Below are 19,661 nucleotides of genomic sequence, written 5' to 3'. Positions count from 1 at the left end.
AAATTTTGAAAATGTAAAATGGATCGTCAATTTTTCCAAAAAACAGAACTAACTTTTGAACCATAAAATAAACTAATGAAAGGGTGATACAATTGTTGCCGCAATCTTGCAGAGGAAAATTATCATTATTGGTCATGTTAGTGGTTATTATGGTGGTCGTTAACTCTTTTCTTATGTTTAGGGTCATCTTATCGAATCGACAAGTTAGTACTGTTACTTATCCAGTGGTAGCATTAGCCAATGAAATGGAATTAGCAACTACACAAGTGCAACAGTACCTAAGTGATATTAGCGCAACACGAGGTCAAGATGGTCTAGAGGATGGGTTTGAAAATGCTGAAGAAAACGCGAAGCTTTTTAAAGAATCCCTAAAGAAATTTGTATTGATCAAACCTGAAAAAGCTAAGTTTATAAAAGAATATGAGGAAAATTTTGATGCTTATTATCTTTTAGGGAAAAAAATGGCTCAAATTTATATAAAGGATGGTCCTGCAGCAGGGAATAAATTAATGCCAGAATTTGATGTTCAAGCCGAACGTTTAGCAACATATACTGATCAAATGCGCGATGAAAGCGAAAAAGAAATGGCACTTAATTTAGAAAAAATGGATTTAGAAATAAAGATAGCATTGCTGATCATGGTCATTAGTGGTTTATTTACGATTGTATTAAGTTTATTGATTCGAAGAGTTATTGGGAATGCCCTTCATACAATCATAAAAAATATCGAGAAAGATGAATTTGGGCATATTATGGTTAAGGAAATCTCAATGGATTCCAAAGATGAATTTGGAGAGCTTGCTCATGTTCTTAACACCCTATTAGCCCAATTTCGAGGTTTCATTAAACAAGTTTCAGTGTCGGCAACACAGCTCGCATTATCCTCAGAAGAGTTAAATATCAGTACGGATCAATCGGCTCAAGCAACAAATCAAGTCGCATCCTCAATTGTAGAAGTATCCATCGGTACTGAAAAAGAGGTTAGTGCTGTCAGTGAGGTTTCAGAAATCATTGAGCAAATTTTGACGGACATTCAGCAGGCAGCTGAGAACTCACATGTCGTTGTGGAAACATCTGATAAGACGGCTGCAGCAGCTCAGATTGGTAGTAAATCCATTGAAAAAGCTGTCAATCAAATGAAGAATATCGATAAGACGGTCAGTAGCACTGCACATATTGTTTCAAAACTTGGTGAACGTTCGAAAGAAATTGGCCAAATTGTTGATGCGATCTCAAGTATTGCTGGACAAACTAATCTTTTGGCTTTAAATGCAGCAATCGAAGCTGCGCGTGCGGGAGAACAAGGCAGAGGTTTTGCAGTTGTAGCTGAAGAAGTGCGCAAATTAGCGGAACAATCACAAGAAGCAGCAAAACAAATTGCCAATCTAATTAGTGAGATTCAGCAAGACACTGATAAGGCTGTTATTGCGATGAATGAAGGGACTCGTGAAGTTAATTTGGGCGAGGAAGTCGTCAATGCGGCAGGAAAAGGCTTTAGTGAAATTGTATTTCTGGTGAATGAAATGTCGAATCAAGTAAAAGGGATTGCGACTGTTATTCAACAAATGACAAACAATAGTCAACAAGTTGTTTCTTCAATACGGTTAGTTGAACAAATAAGTCAAGACATAGCAGGGCAAACACAGACAGTTTCAGCCGCTACGGAAGAACAGTCGGCCTCTATGGAGACTATAGCCTCCTCTAGTCAAGGCTTATCGCAAATGGCACAGGATTTACAAGTTGCGATACATAGTTTTCAAATTTAATAGTCTTTTACCTTTTAAAAGTCGAATTTTCTATTTTTATGTCAAAAAATGCGTAAAAGTATCATTTTGAGACAAATTATTGTTGACACAATATATTTTCACTGTTATATTTTATATAAACTACATAATAAGGCAACGGAGCCTTGAGTGAGTATATTATGGAGGCTCCGTTTTTCTAAAACAATGGCGTCTGAGTTAATCGGGCGCTTTTGCTTTTTCAGAAAATCGTGACTGCTAAGATAAGCTAAAGTACCACCATTGTAGTGAACCGCATAACTATGAAGAAAATTATAAATTATAGCTTTATAAGACTTCGAAGTGCGAGATGATGAGTTGAAGGAGGGAATAAGGCCGACTTACAATGTGTACTTTTTAATGCAATAATAAATTTTAGTGGGGGATTAACAATGAAAAAAAGCAAAAAAACAATAAAAGCTATGATCTTAACAGCCCTATTAACATCTACTTTCGCTTGTACTACATATGCAGGGCCAAATCTATCTTTTAGTGATGTTCCTGCCAAACACTGGTCTTATGATGCTGTTACTTCATTAGCTAAGGCTGGTTTGATCGAGGGAATCGAAGACGGTACATTCCGTGGCGACAGAGCAATGAGCCGTTATGAAATGGCAATTCTTGTTTCTAAAACAATTGATCAATATAAAAAAGCTGATGCTTCACAAAAAGCAACAATCGATAAGCTATCTGCGGAGTTTGCTTCCGAACTAAATAGTTTAGGTGCACGTGTTGCTAAAGTTGAAGCTAAAACAAACACTTGGATAAGTGGTGAAACCCGTATGCGCGCTATGGGTAATAGTCCAAGTATGCCATCGACAAAATTATCTCATTCTGATCAATTTGATTTCCGGCAACGCATTATGTTTCGTGGTACCATGAATGACGATTGGTCTTGGACAGGCCGACTTGCTACGAATGGTCACAGTCGTTTTGGTGATTACAACCTAAACGCTGGATCGACAATTGAATTGGATCAAGTGAATGTGACGGCTAAGAATATTCTGGGTATGGATAGTGTTCGGGTTGGACGATCAGCTCTTGACTTTTTCAGCCATGGTATGATTGGGGGTCCAGGGAATAAAGATGGTATTTTGGCTGTGAAAAAAGTCGGTGATGTAAAGGTGAGCGCCTGGACGGGTAATATTAGACCTAGCACTGGTTCGGGAACTACTTCCGAAAATTCCGGTTTTACCACAACTCAATTAGATTGGAAAGTCAATAAAGTCAATTTGAAAACAGGCTACTACTGGGGAGATGTCAAAGGTGACTATAATACTCTCAATGTTGCTTCAGGAAAAAGCTTTAATTCTTCCCAAGGTTATCTTGTTGGTTTTGATACAAAAATTGGAGATCTTCTCGTTTTTGGTGACTATGTAGGGTCGAAACTCGATGGTAGCATAGGCTTAAATACGAATCCAAAAGCTTATATGGTCGAAATTACTAACAGTAAACTTCCTGTTGCTTATCAAGTTATGGGCATGGTTAATCCGGCAAAGACAGGGACTGATGCTTGGATGATTCAGTATCGTAGTATTGATCCTGGTGCATTTGCTCCTGGTTCAGGAAACTTTGATACTGTCGCTGTTGCCAATGTTGGAAGTCAAGGATATAACTTCTTTACCAAAGGAAGTGACAATGTAAATGCTTTATTCTTGGCGTACTCTAAAGTTGTTGCCAAGAATGTTGTTGCCTCTCTTGAATATCAAGACCTTAAGATTAAAAATACGACGGTAACAAGCAATACAGCTGCTAAAGATAAAACGTATCAAGCCAAAATTGAACTTTATTATTAATAAATAAATCATATAGATAAGGTCACTGTGAAAGATAATTTCACTAGTGGCCTTATTTTTGTATTTCAAATGAAAGAAATATAGGACGATATTTTAAGATAAGAGGAGAAGTAAATTAATTATTGCCAAATTATGAATGAAAAAGATATAATATGAAAGATATGACAATATTAAGATAAATTTTCCAATATAGCCAATTCATGATAGTATTAGTTAAAATGAGGGATGTTTTTTTGGAACTGCATCAATTAATCGGTGATAAATCTCAATTTTCTATACAACATCGTATTTTGAATGTGATTCTCATCTTTGGTATTTTTATTTCTTTTTGGAGTGTCATGACGAGTTATTGTCTTGGACTAGATAGTCTTTCGCTCACTGCGTGTATATGGAGTGGTATGATCTTAACAGGAGTGTATTATCTGTCCGTCGTAAAAAGAAAATATGATTTATGCATTTTTCTATCTCTTTTTTTAGTAGCGACTGTGATTCCTTTTATTTGGTTTACAAGTGGTGGGACTGCAGGGCGTGTTCCTTTTTATATTATGCTTTTTTCGCCAATGGGAGTGACTGTACTAAAAGGATATAAACGATTTCTTCTTACGGCTTTATTAACACTTATGGCTCTAGCAATGATCATTATAGAATATGTATATCCCTATTTGGTCACAGGTTATCCTACAGTTACGGTAAAATATATTGATGTTTCTATTACATTGCTTACGTCGATTATTACTAATTCCTTGTTATTGACTGTAATATTAAAACATTATGATGAAGAACATCAATTAGCAAAAAAATATTTGCAGGAAAGTGAAAAGGCACGGAATCATTTAGAGTATCTTAGTTATCATGATGCTTTAACTGGACTTTATAATCGTACTTTTTTTGAAATGGAGTTAGTGAGATTAGAGACGGGTAAGAAGTTAGGTCTTGCAGTATATGTGATTGATATTGATGGATTGAAGTTCATAAATGATACGATTGGCCATTCCCAAGGTGATCTTATGATTATTCGTGCAGCTCAAATTCTGCGCTCCTCTTTTCCTGAAAGTACTGCTATCTTCCGAACTGGAGGAGACGAGTATATCGCTTTATTAGAGGATGTTTCAGCAGAACAGTTAGAGATGTACTATCAAAATGTCTGTAATAATATGCAAAAGGATAATGATGTCAGTAACCCTTCTTTGGTAACTTTGCAAATGTCCATTGGGTATGCATATTCAAAAGAAATTGTTCAATCGATAGAAGAACTTATCTTAGAAGCAGAAAATAAAATGTATAGAGAAAAAACTTTTCATCATACTACTAATAATCGTTCTATGATTCAAAGTGTCAAGGAAATGCTAGCAATTCGGGAGAAAAGTACAGGGAGTCATGGGGAACGTTTACAAAAATTGATTGTTGCATTGGCAAAAGCAGCTGGGGTAGGAGAATCATCCATGATGGATCTACGTTTGCTTGCTAAATTTCATAATATAGGAAAAATTGGAATTTCGAATGAAGTTATAAAAAAACCAGGATTATTGACGAAAATTGAAATAGAAGAGATACAAAGACATTGTGAAATTGGTTATCGCATTGCTCGTGCAACGTCAGACTTATTGCCAATTGCTGAGTGGATATTACGGCATCATGAATGGTGGAATGGTAAAGGATATCCTCTTAAATTACGAGGTACGGATATCCCTTTTGAATGTCGTATTTTGGCAATTGTAGATAGCTATGATGCAATGACAAGTAATCGGCCTTATCGTAAGGCCATGAATCATGATGCAGCGATTGAAGAATTACAGAGATATGCAGGAATTCAATTTGATCCAGAATTAGTTAAAATTTTTATTGGTATAAATCAAATTCAAAATAACAGTGAGGTCATGCTAAACTGAATTGTCAGTCTGCATGGCCTTACTGTTTGCTAAAAAAGGTAAAAATGAATCTATAGTAGAAAGAATATAAGACTCCATAATGTAATGAAAGTTTATCATAAAGAAGGTGAAGATATGGATTTATTCTCATATGCAAATCAAGTGGAAAATAGTCAAGCAGCCCCACTTGCGGTACGGATGCGTCCGCGGACACTTGATGAATTCAGTGGTCAACATGATATTGTTGGTAAAGGAAAATTTTTACGGCAAATGATTCACGCTGATAATTTACCTTCCATCATCTTATTTGGACCGCCAGGTACAGGAAAGACGACACTCGCCCACATTGTTGCCAATAGTACTGGCAGTCATTTTGAAAAATTAAATGCAGTATCTGCTGGTATTGCTGATATTCGTAAACTCGTTGAAGCAGCGAAAGAGCGCCTTAGTTTTTATCGTCAGCGAACGATTTTATTTATTGATGAAATCCATCGTTTTAATAAAGGGCAACAAGATGTTTTATTACCCTACGTTGAAGATGGCCGAGTCATTTTAATTGGTGCCACTACGGAAAACCCCTATTTTGAAGTTAATTCAGCATTATTATCTAGAATGAGAGTGATTCGTTTAAAATCCCTTGAATCTGTGGATTTACTTACTATGATGGAACTTGCGCTGAAAGATAAGGAAAGGGGATTAGGGAATTTAGGCATTGGATATTCGAAAGAAATTTTATTAAAGATTGCAGATATTTCAGGTGGCGATGGGCGGGTGGCTCTTAATATTTTGGAACAATCAGCAGCCATGCTCAAAGGGATTGATGATCCTAAACTTACAATGGATGTCTTAATGGAAGTGGTGGGAGAGCGCATACAAACCTATGATAAGTCGGGAGATAGTCATTATGATATTATATCGGCCTTTATCAAAAGCATGCGCGGCTCAGATCCCAATGGGGCCATTCATTATTTGGCCAGAATGATTGTTGCAGGAGAAGATGTCAAATTTATTGCTAGACGCATTGTGATTTGTGCTGCTGAAGATGTTGGTAATGCTGATCCTCAAGCTCTGGTGGTCGCTATGGCGGCTGCTCAGGCAGTACAGTTTGTTGGTATGCCTGAAGCCAGAATCATCTTATCTCAGGCAGTGATTTATATTGCGACTGCTCCAAAAAGTAATGCTTCTTATTTGGCCGTTGATCAAGCCATTCATGATGTTAAACAACAAGATTGTGGATCAGTACCACTTCATTTGCGCGATGCCCATTATCAAGGTGCAAAAAGTCTAGGGCATGGTGTTAATTATCTGTATCCACATGATTATGCTGGTAGTTATGTAAAACAGCAGTATTTACCAGATCTACTGATTGACACAGTTTACTATCAGCCAACCGAAAATGGCAAGGAGAAATTAATAAAACAAGAGATGATGAAACATACTATGACAAATAGATAATTGAAATAAATTATTTTTTTGTACATTTTTTGTATATTTTCTTTTGACAAGTAGGTTTTTTTTTGGTATATTAATAATCAATAAAACCTACTATATTACTCGGAATACTTGGTAATAGCAGGGGAGATTATTGTGAAGATATCGACAAAAGGACGTTATGGCGTCGCGGCCATGTATGACTTAGCTATGAATTATGGGCAAGGAGCTATTTCTTTAAAAAGTATTGCCCAACGTCAAAAAATTTCTGAAAACTATTTAGAACAAATCATCAGTACATTGCGCAAAGCTGGATATGTTAAAAGTATTCGTGGCGCACAAGGCGGATATACTTTAAGTAAAGATCCTGCACAAATTTCAGTAGGTGATATTGTTAGAGTCATGGAAGGGCCTATCGCTTTGGTAGATTGTTTATTAGATCATTCTAATGATCATGATTGTTGTGAGCGGGAAGATATTTGTGTAACCCGCGATGTCTGGGCCAAAGTGAGTGATAGTATAAATTTAGTTGTGGACTCAATTTCCCTAGCTGACTTGTGTCGGGAAGAAAAACTACGAGGAGATGTATGTGATAATGAGAAGAGTTTATTTTGATCATTCAGCAACGACCCCAGTTGATCATGAAGTAGTCGATTTAATGGTAGAATACATGAAGGATAAATTTGGTAATCCTGGTAGTATTCATTATTTCGGACGTGAGGCTAACAAAGCTGTCAATGAAGCAAGAGAAAGTGTAGCAACATTGCTTGGAGCCACCGCAAAGGAAGTCTTTTTCACAAGTGGTGGTACTGAGTCTGATAATATAGCGCTAAAAGGTATAGCTTATGCTAATCGTAAAAAAGGCAATCATATTATTACAACAAGCATTGAACATCATGCAGTATTACACACCTGTGAATCCTTAGAAAAACAAGGTTTCACTGTAACATATTTACCTGTTGATGAAAATGCAATGGTACGTATTGAAGATGTGAAAAACGCTATTACAGACCAAACCATTCTCATCAGTGTTATGTTTGCAAATAATGAAGTGGGAACCATTCAACCAATTAAAGAAATTGGACAATTAGCAAAAGAAAAAGGAATCTATTTCCATACTGATGCTGTTCAGGCTGTTGGTAATTATCCCATTGATGTGAATGAATATAATATTGATTTGCTCAGTCTTTCTGGACATAAATTATATGGTCCTAAAGGGATAGGCGCTATTTATATTCGTAAAGGTGTGAAAATTGAAGCTCTGCAACAAGGTGGATCTCAAGAACGAAAACTAAGACCTGGTACTGAAAATGTCCCTGGTATTGTTGGTTTAGGTAAAGCCGCTGAAAAAGCTAGACTTGAGCTAAGTGAACGTATGGCTCATGTGCAAGCTCTTAGAGATAAATTGATAAAAGGCATCCAAGAAAAAATTGTAGACATTAAGCTAAATGGTCACCCTGAAAAACGTTTACCAGGCAGCGTTAATTTTAGCTTCTTTTATATTGAAGGTGAGTCCTTACTATTAAACCTTGATATGAAAGGAATTGCAGCATCAAGTGGTTCAGCTTGTACGTCAGGTTCTCTTGATCCTTCCCATGTATTACTTGCAATGGGAATGACGCATGAAACAGCCCATGGTTCTCTTAGACTTTCCTTGGGACGTGGTAATACAGAAGCAGATATTGATTATTGTCTTGAAGTATTGCCGAAAATTGTTGAAACATTACGTAGTATGTCGCCATTAAATGCAACGAGTAAATTAGCACCAAGTAATCCTTGTAGTAATTGCCATCATTAATTTAGTTGAGGGGAGATATTTTATATGTATACTGAAAAAGTAATGGATCATTTTGCAAATCCACGTAATGTGGGTGAGATAGAAAATGCGAGTGGTGTTGGTGAAGTTGGTAATGCCAAATGTGGTGATATCATGAGAATTTATTTGGATGTGGAAAATGATATCATTAAAGATGTTAAATTTAAAACGTTTGGCTGTGGGGCAGCGATTGCCACAAGCAGTATGGTTACAGAACTTGTTATGGGAAAAACTCTTGATGAAGCACTCAAAATTTCCAATGATGCTGTAGCAGAAGCTCTTGATGGACTTCCACCAGCTAAAATGCATTGTTCAAATTTAGCGGCTGATGCTTTACATGAAGCTATCAAAGACTATATACAGAAAAAAGGAAAGTGATTTTTTCATGGGTACAAAGCCAAGAGTTCTTGTAGCCATGAGCGGAGGGGTGGACAGTTCTTTAGCTGCCGCCCTTTTAGTCCAGCAAGGTTATGATGTAATTGGTGCAACGATGCAAATCTGGGATAAAGATGTGCCAGAAGATGATGCAGAAAATCGAGGATGCTGTTCTCTCAGTGCGATTGATGATGCGCGGCGAGTAGCCGAAAAAATTGGTATTCCTTATTATGTACTTAATTTCCGAGAGATGTTTCAAGAAACAGTAGTTGGTTATTTTATTCGTGAGTATGGTGATGGTAAAACTCCTAATCCTTGTATTGCCTGCAACCGTTTTGTCAAGTTTGAAGGCTTACTGAAAAAAGCATTGGCCTTGGGAGCTGATTATGTGGCGACAGGCCATTATGCTCGCATTGCTTATGATGATAAGCTTGGTAGGCATACCTTAAGTAAAGGGGTTGATCATACAAAAGATCAATCTTATGCCTTGTATCACTTAAATCAGGATACCTTGAAACATTTTCTAATGCCCCTTGGTGATTATACTAAGGTAAGGACTCGAGAATTAGCTGCTGAATTTGGATTATCCGTAGCGAATAAACCAGAAAGCCAAGAAATTTGTTTTGTTCCAAATGATGATTATAAAAGCTTTTTAGCGGAAAGATCACCTAATGCTCTTAAACCAGGTCAGATTGTGAATGTAAATGGTCATGTATTAGGCAAACACCAAGGTTTACCTCTCTATACCATTGGGCAACGCAAGGGTCTCGGAATTGCTACTGGCGAGCCTTTATATGTAGTAGAGTTAGATTATGAAGCAAATCGAGTTGTTGTAGGATCTAACCAAGATGTATTTGCTAGCGAACTAATCGCTGGTGATTTAAACTTCATTACAATCGATACTCTAGAGGAGCCAATGAATGTTTCTGCTAAAATTCGTTATGGATCTAAAGAAGGAATAGCTCATGTCACGCCCCTTGGAGGCGGCCAGGTACATGTCAAATTTAGTGAACCACAAAGAGCGATTACTCCCGGACAATCCGTTGTTTTCTATGATGGGGATATGGTCATTGGTGGCGGTATTATTATAAAATCAATTCGTTAATGGATTGATAGAATAGAGCATAAAGAAACCTGTAAAGGATGTGATGAACATTCTCTACAGGTTTCTTTATATTTTAGCGAATCAGAAAGCATAACACTTTCTAGGGTTACAAGTAAGGACAACTAAGACTTTGGTCTGCGCTGAGGGTTGACCGAAGTCAAGTTTTCTTTAAATTAATGTAATAAAAGTCATAAGTATGGTAATAATAATCATACAGTCAGTGATGGAGGTCTCCCTTTTATGGAGAAGTTAGGATCTATCATCGGTTTGCCTATATTAGAAACGGAAACCGGTATGCAGGTTGGCGAAGTTGGAGAACTTCTTTTAGATGTTGAAGGAGCCATTCTATGTGCTTTGATCATTAACGGAGGTAATTGGTTTGCATCTGAAAAAATCATTGCTTTCAGAGATTTATTCAGTTTAGGACGTGATGCTGTTATGGTTTGTAATCATCATGTCATTCATGAATTAGAAGATTTTCACATGACCAATCATACATATCATTTGAAAGATTTATGTGATAAAGAAATCATGACGGATACTGGTCTTCGTTTAGGAGTTTTAAAAGATATTATTTTTGATCGTATAACTGGAGAGATTAAGTGGTATCAAGTATCGGATAGTATGATCACTGATGTACTCTATGGGCGCATGCTCATGCCATTACCACAAGTCCAAATTGTCGGACAAGGCAAAGTGATTGTACCTGAAACAATGGCTAAACTTCTTCACGGAGAAACGGAAATGACTGAATTTGAATAGTCAGGTGACTTAGATCATAGTTAAGAATATGATATGAGGTGTATAGCGTATGACAACTTGTCCTGTATGTGACAACAAAAGGGCTATTGGTAAAGTCGGAACAGAACAATATTTTTGTTGGGATTGTTGTGTGGAATTTATGATACGTGGTGAAGAAACAACAATATTTAATGTTCAACCCGATGGAACATTGACTTTATATTTAGAGCCTATGGAGAATATTAGGTAATAAAGCGGGGGCCATGTGGTCACCGCTTTATTTACTTTTTACTGGGGTGTTTAAATTGACTATTCGTTACTCTTTCATTAAAATAGGATGTTTAGCTGGTGCTTTTCTACTGATCATTTATTTTTTTTGGTTTGTGCGTAGCGCTTTATACCCATTTATTATTGCTTTATTCTTAGCATATATGTTAAATCCCATGGTATGTTATCTAGAAAGAAAGGGTTTTCAAAGGTTATGGGCAATTATTATGATCTATATTATATTATTTGGTATTGTTATTATTGGTGGTAGTAAATTATTGACATTATTAATTAAAGATTTAGAATATTTTTCTCAAGATTTACCGCGGATTTTAGATCGAATTGATGAGCTGTTGACCTTTCTTCAATCCCAATATCAAAATTCAACGTTACCCTATTCTTTTAGATTAGCCATTGATGAGGCATTATTAGCCCTAGAATATGATGTGCAGCAATTTATTGGACAAATTGTCAATAGTATCATTGCTATTATTCGGAATTCGATTGGTGTAGTGATTAGTCCAATTCTGACTTTTTATTTGCTATATGATTGGTATCAGATCAAAAATGAACTATTACTATTGTTACCAGGGAGATTACGGATTGAATTTATTTCGTTTTTACGTGATGTTGATAAAGTATTAGGTGGAATTATTCGTGGACAATTGACAGTGGCGTGTATGATTGGTATTTTCATCACAATTGGTTTATCTTTTTTGAAAGTGAAATTCGCTCTTATTATTGGCATCTTAGCAGGAATTTTTGATGTCATCCCATATTTTGGTGCGATTATAGGTGCCGCGCCAGCTGTGATGTTGGCTATGATCGAATCACCATGGCTGACAGTAAAAGTCATTGTATTATTTGTTGTGATTCAGCAAATCGAAGGAAATATTATTCAGCCTAAAATTATTGGTGAAAATATCGGATTACATCCTTTAACTGTGATTTTTTGTGTATTCGTAGGCGGCGAGATGTATGGGATTATTGGTATGTTGCTTGGAGTACCGGTTGTAGCAATTGGACAAGTATTAATGCGACATATTCTAAAGGTCTTGTTATAATCACCATTTATTGACACTGTACGATAATTTAGGTATAATTGCGAGCATGGGTAGTCCTAACAATTTGGAGGTTGATTAATTTGATTTATATGACTGGAAATGAATTACGCAAGAAATTTTTGCAATTTTTTGCTGATAAAAATCACTTAGTATTACAAAGTGCGCCATTGATTCCTGAAAATGATCCAACTTTACTTTTGGTTGGTGCAGGTATGGCACCTTTTAAACCTTTTTTCACGGGAAAGATGAACCCACCTCATCCTCGGATTAGTACAAGCCAGAAGTGTGTACGTACTGGAGACATTGAAAATGTGGGTCGTACTGCGCGTCATCATACGTTTTTTGAAATGCTTGGAAATTTTTCTTTTGGTGACTATTTTAAAAAAGAAGCGATTGCCTGGGCTTGGGAATTTATTACTGAGCATCTAGAAATGCCAGTTGATAAATTGTGGGTGACAATTCATACGGGTGATGATGAAGCCTTTGCTATTTGGACTCAGGACATCAAAGTGCCAGCGGATCGCATTATTCGTATGGAAGATAATTTTTGGGAAATTGGACCTGGCCCATGCGGCCCTTGTTCGGAAATTTATTTTGATTTGGGCGAAGAACGAGGTTGTGGCAATGCCGATTGTGCAGTTGGCTGTGATTGTGACCGCTATTTAGAAATATGGAATTTGGTATTCACTCAATATGATCGTGATGAAGCTGGTAATTATACTCCTCTTGCAAAGAAAAATATTGATACAGGTGCAGGACTTGAACGGATTGCTTCTGTACTTCAACTCAAACCATCAAACTTTGAGACAGATTTATTATTCCCATTAATCGCATATGCAGCAAAGATTGCCAATGTAGAATATGGACACTCCAACAAAATTGATGTTTCTCTTAAAGTCATTGCCGACCATATTCGGAGTATGACAGTCATGATCGCTGATGGTGTCTTACCTTCTAACGAAGGTCGTGGATATGTATTGCGACGTATTTTGCGCAGAGCTGTCAGACATGCTCGTTTGCTAGGAATCGAAAGAATGTTCTTAGTAGAGATGGTTGATGTTGTTGTTGAAATTTTTGCTGAAGCTTATCCTGATTTAGGTGAAAAAGAAGCTTATATCAAGAAAGTTATTCAACTGGAAGAAGAACGTTTCCAAACAACATTAGTGCAAGGAATGGAATTGTTAACTAAACATATCCAAGCCCTAAAAGAGACTGGCGTAAAAATCCTTGATGGTGCTACTGTCTTTAAATTATATGATACCTTTGGTTTTCCATGGGAGTTAACCTTAGAGATCGTTGAAGAACACGGTATGGAATTGGATAAACAAGCTTTTGATATTGCAATGAAAGAACAGCGGGAACGGGCGCGTGCTGGTCGTCAAGCTAATGAAGAGCAAGTTATCATTCCTGATTTATCTCATTTGGATACTGCACAACTCAGTATAAATGAAGAAGGTCATGATGCTAATGTTGTATTGTTATGGAAAAATGGTGTGATTGTTAATGAAGTACATGATGGTGAAGATATTGGTATAATTCTTGACGTGACTGCTTTTCATGCTGAAGGCGGCGGTCAGGTTGGTGATAATGGTTTTATTGAAGGCGCATTAGGAAAAATAGAAATTACTGCTGTAAAAAAATTGTTAAACGGTACTGTCTATCATTTGGGCCATGTTATTGAAGGATCTTTGAAAGTTAGTGATGCTGTTGCATTAAAGGTAGATCTTAGAAGACGTCGTGACATCGCTCGTAATCATACAGCGACTCATTTGTTACATGCTGCACTCAAAGAAGTGTTGGGATCACATGTAAATCAAGCCGGATCTTTTGTTAATCCTGACCGATTGCGTTTTGACTTCTCGCATTTTTCTCAAGTGACAGTTGAAGAATTGGCTGCTGTGGAAAAAATTGTAAACCGAGCTGCCTTGGAGAATATTTCTGTAGATATTATTGAAACCTCCCAAGATAAAGCAAAAGAAATGGGTGCATTAGCCTTATTTGGTGAAAAATATGGAGAGTCAGTTCGAGTTGTATCAGTAGGTGATGTGAGTATCGAACTTTGTGGCGGCAGTCATATTAGAAATACTGCTGAAATCGGTCTTGTGAAAATTGTGAGTGAAGCAGGTATTGGTTCTGGCATCAGACGGATCGAAGCTGTAACTGGAACTGGTGCAGTTGAGTATATCAATGCACGAGAAAATTTACTTCTAAATGCTGCGACACTGCTTAAAGCTCGTCCTGAAGAAATTATTACAAGAGTTGACAGTGTAATCAGCAAAGTCAAGGAATTAGAGCAAGAGTTAGCTGCTCTTACCGCAAAGCAAGCTCATGTCGAAGTACAAGAACTGCTTGCTAAGGCTCAAGAAGTCAATCAGGTTCAAGTTGTTGTCGGTCAAGTAAGTAGCGCAGACATGGATGGGCTACGTACAGTGGCAGATTTAGTGCGAGATCACTTGAAATGTGGTGTTGTAGCTTTGGGATCTGTAAATGCTGATAAGGTTAATTTTGTCGTGATGGCGACGAAAGAAGCTGTGGCGAAAGGAATACATGCGGGTAATATTGTAAAAGTCGTTGCTAAAATTGCTGGCGGCGGCGGTGGCGGTCGTCCTGACATGGCTCAAGCAGGTGGTAAGCAACCAGAAAAAATTGCTGAAGCCTTGCAAGCTGCTGTAGAAGTAATCAGCAATCAAGTTCAATAAGAATATCAATACTTAGAGTGTGATTATCACACTCTAAGTATCTTTTACGGAATCAGAAAGTAAATGACTTTCTCGATTTAAAGTAAGAATGACTAAGGTTTCTTCCTGCGTCTGAAGACTTGGCAGAAACCAAGTCTTTTCTTATATATTTATTTTTATTTTTTTAGAGGAAAAATCTAGGCAGGGTAGAATATAGTGGTATAAAGGTGGAAATAATAGTAGGGAGGAGGATGCTCAATGGCCAATATATCAGAAGAAACAATGATGTTTCGTGTGGACAACGAAGAGAATAATGCAGCTATGGTTCTAAATTCTGTTTATCAGTCTTTAGTAACTAAAGGTTATAATCCTATAAATCAAATTGTAGGGTACTTATTATCAGGGGATCCTACCTATATCACTAGCTATAATAATGCTCGTGGTTTGATACGGAAATTAGAACGTGATGAACTGTTAGAAGAGTTGGTAAGAGCATATCTCAAAGATAAATAGTAATGATATAATACCATGTAGGAAGATAAATTCTTTAGATTATTGTCTAGCAATTTACGAACTACAGGTATATTTGGAGGATACATGCGCATACTAGCTCTTGATGTTGGGGACAAAACTATTGGTGTGGCCGCAAGTGATTTATTATTATTCACGGCCCAAGGCGTTGAGGTCATTCGGCGTACTTCCCTCGAAAAAGATTTTATTAGACTTGGTGAACTTATAACCCAATATGAAGTTGGAACAATTGTTATTGGGTTACCCAAAAATATGAACGGAAGTATTGGTCCGCGGGGTGAAATGATGCAACAATTCGCTGCTAATTTACAAGAACATTTTCCCCAGACAAAAGTACATTTATGGGATGAACGTCTATCAACAGTTGCAGCAACGAAAGCACTGATTTCTGCTGACGTCAGTCGGGCTAAGCGAAAGAAAGTAATTGATAAAATGGCTGCAGTATTTATTTTGCAGGGTTATCTTGATAGTTTGTCTTGTTAAGAACTTCCTTGACAGGATAAGTTTTCTACGATAAAATTACAGTACACTAAAAGGAAGAGGTGACATTAATGGCTGATTTAGAAAAAGAAGACCTCGAAGAAATGGAAGACGAGCTCGTCGTAGTAATGACTGACGAAGAGGGGAATGAATACTACTATCGTGAGGAAATGATTGTTCCAGTTGGCGATAAAGAATATGCAATTTTAATCCCTATTGATACAGATGAAGATCAATGTGGCGATGAAGAATGCGGATGTGACGCTGGGTGCGGTTGTTCTGAAGATGAAGTTGATGTATATATTGCACGCATTGATACTGATGAAAATGGCGAGGAAATATACGTTGATCCTACCGATGAAGAGTTCGAAGAAGTTCGCAAAGCTTATGAAGAACTAATGGTAGAAGAAGAGGATGAAGCCGAATAGGCTTCATTTTTTTTACGGTGCATTCCGTAGATGAAAAGACTTGGCATATGCCCAGTCTTTTTTTACGGAATCAGAAATGATAACAATTTCTTGATTCTAGCTAAAAATGACTAAGGGTTTTGCCGGCTTTTGAAGACTGGGCATAAGCCTAGTCTTTTTCTATCGTATTGTGTATAATGTAGTCATTACAATTGAATGATATAGATGTAGTGGTGAGGTGATGATGGATGAAGCAAAAATTATTGGAATTTAAATTGCATATCATCTTGGTGATCAGTCTTCTTTGTTTAGGGAGCGTTATATATGGATTGACTCAACAAGCCGCCTCTGCGACTGGAGAAAAATTTGTCATTGTAGTTAAACCAGGCATGGGGGCAAATGCTATTGGTAATTTACTATATGAACAGGGGGCTATAAAAAACGTATTTTTATTTCAAATGATCTCTAAAATGCAAGGCATGGAAAGTTCATTACAAGCAGGAGAATATGTATTAAATCAAAATATGACAATACAACAAATTGTGTCTATATTAGCCAAAGGTGAAACTGCTTATCAGCAGATCACAATTCCTGAAGGATATACAGTGGACCAAATTGCGAAATTATTACAAGAAAAACAATTAGGCAGTGCTGCAAATTTTAAAAAAGCAGCGCAAAATTTTGTTCCATATACCTATATGGTCAATAACAATCCAAATGTAGTATATAAGGCTGAGGGCTATATGTTTCCTAATACTTATCGGATCTCTAAAGGAACTTCAGAAACAGAAATTTTAAGTATGATGACAGTTCAATTTGATAAACAGTTCACTGAAAATATGCGGGTACGGGCTAATGAAATGAATTTATCAATTAAAGAGATTATTATTTTAGCATCTTTGGTCGAAAAAGAGGCTCAGCTCCCCGCTGATCGACCCATTATTGCAGGGGTATTTTTGAATCGCTTAAAACTTGAGATGCCATTACAATCTTGTGCGACTATTCAGTATATTTTAGGGTATCCTAAAGCTGAACTTTCAGTTCAAGATACTGAAATATCTTCTCCTTATAACACGTATCAACATATGGGTCTGCCGCCTGGTCCCATTGCTAATCCAGGTATAGCAGCAATCAAAGCCGTTTTATATCCGGAAAAAACCGATTATATCTATTTCGTGGCCGATAAAAAAGGGGCACACCATTTTAGTAAAACATACGATGAACATCTTGTAGCAATAGAGCAGGTGAGTAAATAATATGAACAATATAGTAAATTTATTAAAAGAAATTGAAGACTATGCAGAAGAAAATAGTATACCCATTATTAATAAAGTCAGCAGTCAATTATTAATTGATATTGCACAGGAAAGATCTCCCCGATCGGTTTTAGAAATCGGTACAGCCGTTGGATATTCGGCTTTGTTAATGATTAGTCATATGCCTGTTGATGGAAAAATTGTGACTATTGAACAGGATGCCAATCGAATTGATACGGCTTATGATTTTATTACGCGTGCTGGTCGAATTGAACAAATACAACTCTTGGATGGAGATGCAAGTGAAATTTTATTGCAAATCGAGGGTCCCTTTGATATGGTGTTTATTGATGCTGCCAAGGGACAATACCTCGATTATTTGCAAAAAGTTATGGATAAACTTTCTGATGGCGCCGTCATTATTGCTGATAATGTCTTGTTTCGTGGCATGGTGTTAAGCGATGAACCACCTCATAAGCGGTATCGGACAATTGTTAAACGTTTGCGAGAATATTTAGATTTTGTTAGTCATGATTCACGTTTTTCCACGACCATTCATCATGAAGGTGATGGTGTGGCTATTTCTTATTATCGAGGAGCGAATAAATAGTGAAAAAACCTGAACTTTTAGCGCCGGCAGGCACTCTTGAAAAACTTAAAATGGCCCTTCTTTATGGTGCTGACGCAGTATTTATGGGTGGTAAAGCCTTTGGGCTTAGAGCTTTTGGTGGTAATTTTGATGATGCTCAACTTAAAGAAGGGATTGAATTTGCCCATAGCCTACAAAAAAAAGCCTATGTAACAGTGAATATATTTCCTCATAATGAGGATTTAGTCGCCTTGCCTGATTATATTAAATTTTTATCTGAGATTAACGCTGATGCAGTGATTGTTTCAGATTTAGGTGTTTATCGAATTGTTCGCGAAGTAGCTCCTGATTTACCTATACATATTAGCACACAAGCTAATAATACAAATTGGTCTTCGGTGCTTTGTTGGCAGGAACTTGGTGCAAGCCGCGTGGTGCTCGCACGAGAACTTTCCTTAGATGATGTGAATGTGATTCGCCAGAAAGTAAATATTGAACTCGAAGCTTTTGTCCATGGAGCCATGTGTATCTCTTATTCGGGACGTTGCTTGATGAGTAATTATTTTACTGATCGGGATGCTAATCGAGGCCAATGTGCCCAATCTTGTCGCTGGAAGTTTAATCTGGTGGAAGAAACACGTCCAGGAGAATACTATCCAGTTATGGAAGATGAGCGGGGAACCTATATCTTTAATTCAAAAGATTTATGTTTACTGCCCAATATTCCTGAATTAATCAATAGTGGTCTTGATAGCTTTAAGATTGAAGGCCGTATGAAAAGTGTACACTATGTAGCGACTGTGATTAAAGCGTATCGGGAAGCGATTGATGCCTATATGGCTGATCCAGAAAAATTCATCATTAAAACCGAGTGGTTAGAAGAATTGCAGAAAATTTCCCACCGTGCTTATACAACAGGATTTTATTTCAATAAAGCAACTGAGCAAGATCAAATTTATGCATCATCTTCTTATGATCAAACTCATGATTTTATTGGTTTGGTTAAATCTTATGATAGCAGCACAGGCATGGCTGTTGTTGAGCAACGTAATAATATGAAAGTAGGCCAAAAAATCGAAATTATGCAACCGTATCAGGATAATTTTGGTCAAGTCATTACTGAAATGTTTGATATGGATGGACAGCCAATCAGCGTCGCGCCTCATCCTCAGCAACTGATTATGATGCCTATGAGCCAACCTGTAAGGGAATTTTCTATGTTGCGTCGCAAGGTGAAAGATGATGTATGAAGAAATTTTAATTCGGACTGACGTAAAAAATATTAATTATATTAATCAAATTATGGAAGGTTATGAGTATTTAGGAGTGGTTACGACAGTCAAAGACGCCGTCGGTGTTCTACGAATCCGCACAACGCCAGATACATATCAGGAAGTGCAGGGGATTTTAGAGAATCTACCCATATCCATTGAATATGTAGAACTTAAATAATTTTCCAAGGTAATGCCATACTAT

Annotated in this window: 19 protein-coding genes; all 19 read left to right on the top strand. The window is 37.0% G+C overall.

Annotated elements, in window-relative coordinates; genetic code table 11:
• The first annotated feature begins 95 nt into the window (after nt 1-95).
• The 19 genes from ACAN52_RS14390 (at nt 96) to ACAN52_RS14300 (ending at nt 19,637) form a co-directional block, all read left to right on the top strand.
• Nucleotides 96-1,766 carry a methyl-accepting chemotaxis protein gene (locus ACAN52_RS14390; RefSeq protein ID WP_378955605.1) on the top strand — a complete coding sequence of 557 codons (1,671 nt, stop codon included), beginning with the start codon at nt 96-98 and terminating at the stop codon, nt 1,764-1,766.
• Nucleotides 1,767-2,173: 407 nt separating this feature from the next.
• The gene (locus ACAN52_RS14385; protein WP_378955604.1) at nt 2,174-3,577 is read left to right on the top strand and encodes an S-layer homology domain-containing protein; all 1,404 of its coding nucleotides are present in this window, start codon (nt 2,174-2,176) and stop codon (nt 3,575-3,577) included.
• 233 nt (nt 3,578-3,810) lie between these two features.
• On the top strand, nt 3,811-5,466 hold the full coding sequence (locus tag ACAN52_RS14380) for an HD domain-containing phosphohydrolase (protein WP_378955603.1): 1,656 nt from the start codon (nt 3,811-3,813) through the stop codon (nt 5,464-5,466).
• Nucleotides 5,467-5,580: 114 nt separating this feature from the next.
• A complete protein-coding gene (locus ACAN52_RS14375) occupies nt 5,581-6,900 on the top strand; it encodes a replication-associated recombination protein A (protein WP_378955602.1) in 1,320 nt (439 codons plus the stop codon).
• 132 nt (nt 6,901-7,032) lie between these two features.
• Nucleotides 7,033-7,491, top strand: coding sequence for an RrF2 family transcriptional regulator (locus ACAN52_RS14370; RefSeq protein ID WP_378955601.1), 459 nt, complete (start codon nt 7,033-7,035; stop codon nt 7,489-7,491).
• Nucleotides 7,472-8,674, top strand: a complete 1,203-nt coding sequence (gene nifS / locus ACAN52_RS14365; protein WP_378955599.1) for a cysteine desulfurase NifS — start codon at nt 7,472-7,474, stop codon at nt 8,672-8,674. Before ACAN52_RS14370 ends, nifS begins: the two co-directional genes overlap by 20 nt.
• A 24-nt stretch (nt 8,675-8,698) precedes the next feature.
• Nucleotides 8,699-9,070, top strand: coding sequence for a Fe-S cluster assembly scaffold protein NifU (gene nifU / locus ACAN52_RS14360; protein ID WP_378955598.1), 372 nt, complete (start codon nt 8,699-8,701; stop codon nt 9,068-9,070).
• Nucleotides 9,071-9,077: 7 nt separating this feature from the next.
• A complete protein-coding gene (gene mnmA / locus ACAN52_RS14355; protein WP_378955597.1) occupies nt 9,078-10,172 on the top strand; it encodes a tRNA 2-thiouridine(34) synthase MnmA in 1,095 nt (364 codons plus the stop codon).
• Between the two features lie 240 nt (nt 10,173-10,412).
• Nucleotides 10,413-10,934 carry a PRC-barrel domain-containing protein gene (locus tag ACAN52_RS14350; RefSeq protein ID WP_378955596.1) on the top strand — a complete coding sequence of 174 codons (522 nt, stop codon included), beginning with the start codon at nt 10,413-10,415 and terminating at the stop codon, nt 10,932-10,934.
• A gap of 49 nt (nt 10,935-10,983) precedes the next feature.
• Entirely contained in the window at nt 10,984-11,163 is a 180-nt protein-coding gene (locus ACAN52_RS14345; RefSeq protein WP_378955595.1) for a hypothetical protein, read from the top strand.
• A gap of 55 nt (nt 11,164-11,218) precedes the next feature.
• A complete protein-coding gene (locus tag ACAN52_RS14340) occupies nt 11,219-12,244 on the top strand; it encodes an AI-2E family transporter (protein ID WP_378955594.1) in 1,026 nt (341 codons plus the stop codon).
• A gap of 80 nt (nt 12,245-12,324) precedes the next feature.
• Nucleotides 12,325-14,943 (top strand): alanine--tRNA ligase, encoded by a 2,619-nt coding sequence (alaS, locus tag ACAN52_RS14335; protein ID WP_378955593.1) that lies wholly within the window; start codon nt 12,325-12,327, stop codon nt 14,941-14,943.
• 237 nt (nt 14,944-15,180) lie between these two features.
• Entirely contained in the window at nt 15,181-15,435 is a 255-nt protein-coding gene (locus ACAN52_RS14330) for an IreB family regulatory phosphoprotein (RefSeq protein ID WP_378955591.1), read from the top strand.
• Between the two features lie 84 nt (nt 15,436-15,519).
• Complete coding sequence (ruvX, locus tag ACAN52_RS14325) at nt 15,520-15,936, top strand: Holliday junction resolvase RuvX (protein ID WP_378955590.1); 417 nt, start codon at nt 15,520-15,522, stop codon at nt 15,934-15,936.
• Nucleotides 15,937-16,004: 68 nt separating this feature from the next.
• Nucleotides 16,005-16,361: a DUF1292 domain-containing protein gene (locus ACAN52_RS14320; protein ID WP_378955589.1), complete on the top strand. Its 357-nt coding sequence runs from the start codon at nt 16,005-16,007 to the stop codon at nt 16,359-16,361.
• A 227-nt stretch (nt 16,362-16,588) separates the two neighbouring features.
• Nucleotides 16,589-17,596: an endolytic transglycosylase MltG gene (gene mltG, locus ACAN52_RS14315; protein WP_378955588.1), complete on the top strand. Its 1,008-nt coding sequence runs from the start codon at nt 16,589-16,591 to the stop codon at nt 17,594-17,596.
• A gap of 1 nt (nt 17,597) precedes the next feature.
• A complete protein-coding gene (locus tag ACAN52_RS14310; RefSeq protein ID WP_378955587.1) occupies nt 17,598-18,206 on the top strand; it encodes an O-methyltransferase in 609 nt (202 codons plus the stop codon).
• The gene (locus ACAN52_RS14305) at nt 18,206-19,435 is read left to right on the top strand and encodes a U32 family peptidase (protein WP_378955586.1); all 1,230 of its coding nucleotides are present in this window, start codon (nt 18,206-18,208) and stop codon (nt 19,433-19,435) included. The genes ACAN52_RS14310 and ACAN52_RS14305 overlap by 1 nt, the downstream gene beginning before the upstream one ends.
• Nucleotides 19,425-19,637: a DUF4911 domain-containing protein gene (locus tag ACAN52_RS14300; RefSeq protein ID WP_378955585.1), complete on the top strand. Its 213-nt coding sequence runs from the start codon at nt 19,425-19,427 to the stop codon at nt 19,635-19,637. Before ACAN52_RS14305 ends, ACAN52_RS14300 begins: the two co-directional genes overlap by 11 nt.
• Nucleotides 19,638-19,661: the final 24 nt, after the last annotated feature.

It is taken from the genome of Pelosinus sp. sgz500959 (assembly GCF_042610375.1).
GTDB lineage: Bacteria > Bacillota > Negativicutes > DSM-13327 > DSM-13327 > CTSoil-075.
This window is presented reverse-complemented; position numbering and strand designations above follow the sequence as displayed.

Bases quoted from the DNA above. Each gene is read 5' to 3' on its own strand.
- ACAN52_RS14385 (WP_378955604.1), top strand. From the start codon at position 2,174: ATGAAAAAAAGCAAAAAAACAATAAAAGCTATGATCTTAACAGCCCTA.
- ACAN52_RS14375 (WP_378955602.1), top strand. From the start codon at position 5,581: ATGGATTTATTCTCATATGCAAATCAAGTGGAAAATAGTCAAGCAGCC.
- nifS (WP_378955599.1), top strand. From the start codon at position 7,472: ATGAGAAGAGTTTATTTTGATCATTCAGCAACGACCCCAGTTGATCAT.
- nifU (WP_378955598.1), top strand. From the start codon at position 8,699: ATGTATACTGAAAAAGTAATGGATCATTTTGCAAATCCACGTAATGTG.
- mnmA (WP_378955597.1), top strand. From the start codon at position 9,078: ATGGGTACAAAGCCAAGAGTTCTTGTAGCCATGAGCGGAGGGGTGGAC.
- ACAN52_RS14350 (WP_378955596.1), top strand. From the start codon at position 10,413: ATGGAGAAGTTAGGATCTATCATCGGTTTGCCTATATTAGAAACGGAA.
- ACAN52_RS14345 (WP_378955595.1), top strand. From the start codon at position 10,984: ATGACAACTTGTCCTGTATGTGACAACAAAAGGGCTATTGGTAAAGTC.
- ACAN52_RS14330 (WP_378955591.1), top strand. From the start codon at position 15,181: ATGGCCAATATATCAGAAGAAACAATGATGTTTCGTGTGGACAACGAA.
- ruvX (WP_378955590.1), top strand. From the start codon at position 15,520: ATGCGCATACTAGCTCTTGATGTTGGGGACAAAACTATTGGTGTGGCC.
- ACAN52_RS14320 (WP_378955589.1), top strand. From the start codon at position 16,005: ATGGCTGATTTAGAAAAAGAAGACCTCGAAGAAATGGAAGACGAGCTC.
- mltG (WP_378955588.1), top strand. From the start codon at position 16,589: ATGAAGCAAAAATTATTGGAATTTAAATTGCATATCATCTTGGTGATC.
- ACAN52_RS14310 (WP_378955587.1), top strand. From the start codon at position 17,598: ATGAACAATATAGTAAATTTATTAAAAGAAATTGAAGACTATGCAGAA.
- ACAN52_RS14300 (WP_378955585.1), top strand. From the start codon at position 19,425: ATGATGTATGAAGAAATTTTAATTCGGACTGACGTAAAAAATATTAAT.